Consider the following 2,326-nt stretch of genomic DNA (forward strand, 5'->3'; position numbering starts at 1 on the left):
GGTCTGTTCTTGTTCACGCGTCGCTTGGGGGTTCCGCCGAACGGGTGGTTTCTCGTATGGTGGAAACTACTTTCCGAAAGGCGGCAGTCATTACCGGCTACCAGTCGGTAGGTGCGACGATCGGAAAGCACATCCGGAGCGTGGGTTCCGGATGTGCGGCAATGAAGCTAAGGAAAGCGAAGGACTCGGCCATGGCAACGGCGCCCAGCGTCTCGTACTCGATGACGGTCAGGCTGGAGGTGCCCGCGAGCGGCACCGCGGTCTCCCAGCTCACCACGGCCGTGGAGTCCTCCGGGGGCTCGGTCACCGGCCTCGACGTGACCGCATCCGGCCACGAGAAGCTGCGGATCGACGTCACCATCGCGGCCTCCTCCACCTCGCACGCGGACGAGATCGTCGAAGGTCTGCGCGACGTCGAGGGCGTCGTGCTGGGCAAGGTCTCCGACCGTACGTTCCTCATGCACCTCGGCGGCAAGATCGAGATGGCGTCCAAGCACCCCATCCGCAACCGTGACGACCTCTCGATGATCTACACCCCGGGCGTCGCCCGGGTCTGCATGGCCATCGCCGAGAACCCCGAGGACGCGCGCCGCCTCACCATCAAGCGCAACTCCGTCGCAGTTGTGACGGACGGCTCCGCGGTGCTCGGCCTCGGCAACATCGGCCCGAAGGCCGCGCTGCCCGTCATGGAGGGCAAGGCGGCCCTCTTCAAGCGCTTCGCCGGCATCGACGCCTGGCCGATCTGCCTGGACACCCAGGACACCGACGCCATCGTCGAGATCGTCAAGGCCATCGCCCCCGGCTTCGCGGGCATCAACCTGGAGGACATCTCCGCGCCGCGCTGCTTCGAGATCGAGGCCCGGCTGCGCGAGGCCCTCGACATCCCCGTCTTCCACGACGACCAGCACGGCACCGCGATCGTCGTGCTGGCCGCCCTCACCAACGCCCTGCGCGTGGTGGGCAAGAGCATCGGGGACGTACGGGTCGTCATGTCCGGCGCGGGAGCGGCCGGTACGGCCATCCTGAAGCTGCTCATCGCCGCGGGCGTCAAGCACGCCGTCGTCGCCGACATCCACGGTGTGGTGCACTCCGGACGCGAGGACCTCGTCGCCGCCGACCCCGACTCGCCGCTGCGCTGGATCGCCGACAACACCAACCCCGAGGGCGTCACCGGCACCCTCAAGCAGGCCGTCGTCGGCGCCGACGTCTTCATCGGCGTCTCCGCCCCGAACGTGCTGAACGGCGACGACGTCGCCGCGATGGCGGACGGCGCGATCGTGTTCGCGCTCGCGAACCCGGACCCCGAGGTCGACCCCACGATCGCCCGCGAGACCGCCGCCGTGGTCGCCACCGGCCGCTCGGACTTCCCCAACCAGATCAACAACGTGCTGGTCTTCCCGGGTGTCTTCCGCGGTCTGCTGGACGCCCAGTCCCACACCGTCAACACGGAGATGATGCTCGCCGCCGCCGGAGCCCTGGCCGACGTGGTCGCCGAGGACGAGGTCAACGCGAACTACATCATCCCCTCGGTCTTCAACGACAAGGTCGCGGGCGCGGTCGCCGGAGCCGTACGGGCCGCCGCGAAGGCCGCCGGGGCCCCCGCGACCGACCCCTCCACAACGGTCTGACCCAGCCGTTTCGGGGCCCTTCCGAGGGGTACCCGCGAAGTACCCCGGGCCGCACCCGCCCGTGCCGTACGGCGCGTCGCGGGTCGCGGCGCCCCAAACGCCCCTTTAGGGTGGGCGGGCAGTGGGCCCTGCGGGGCCCGGCATCCGCTGCGGACCGCTCGGCCAAGTCGACGGAGCGTCACCACGAGCAAACCGTGGCGCTTTTCATTGACCCCGAAGGGTTCCGGATTGGCTTTCCCGCCGCTGGTGGGGGCAGGATGCGTAATCGGGCGAGAGGGTCTGACATCAGACCCGGGTCCGGGGACTGTCAGAGGGCCCTGGCAGCATCGGCTTCGATCTCACGCCTCACAGGCAAGAAGAACACGGGAGTAACAACATGAACCGCAGTGAGCTGGTGGCCGCCCTGGCCGACCGCGCCGAGGTGACTCGCAAGGACGCCGACGCCGTGCTGGCCGCGCTCGCCGAGACCGTCGGTGAGATCGTCGCCAAGGGCGACGAGAAGGTCACCATCCCCGGCTTCCTGACCTTCGAGCGCACCCACCGTGCCGCTCGCACCGCTCGGAACCCGCAGACCGGCGACCCGATCAACATCCCCGCCGGCTACAGCGTGAAGGTCTCCGCGGGCTCGAAGCTCAAGGAAGCCGCCAAGGGCAAGTAACCCCGAAGCGCAAAAGAGGGCGGCCACTCCCGACCAGGAG

2 protein-coding genes are annotated in these 2,326 nt (G+C 69.0%); both read left to right on the forward strand.

What is annotated here, in order from left to right; all coding sequences use genetic code 11:
• Positions 1-191 precede the first annotated feature (191 nt).
• Positions 192-1,628 (forward strand): NAD-dependent malic enzyme, encoded by a 1,437-nt coding sequence (locus tag ACFWM7_RS34975; protein ID WP_383268735.1) that lies wholly within the window; start codon positions 192-194, stop codon positions 1,626-1,628.
• A gap of 376 nt (positions 1,629-2,004) precedes the next feature.
• A complete protein-coding gene (locus ACFWM7_RS34980) occupies positions 2,005-2,286 on the forward strand; it encodes an HU family DNA-binding protein (protein ID WP_003968811.1) in 282 nt (93 codons plus the stop codon).
• Positions 2,287-2,326 lie beyond the last annotated feature (40 nt).

Source organism: Streptomyces sp. NPDC058375, assembly GCF_042723425.1.
Lineage (GTDB): Bacteria > Actinomycetota > Actinomycetes > Streptomycetales > Streptomycetaceae > Streptomyces > Streptomyces durocortorensis.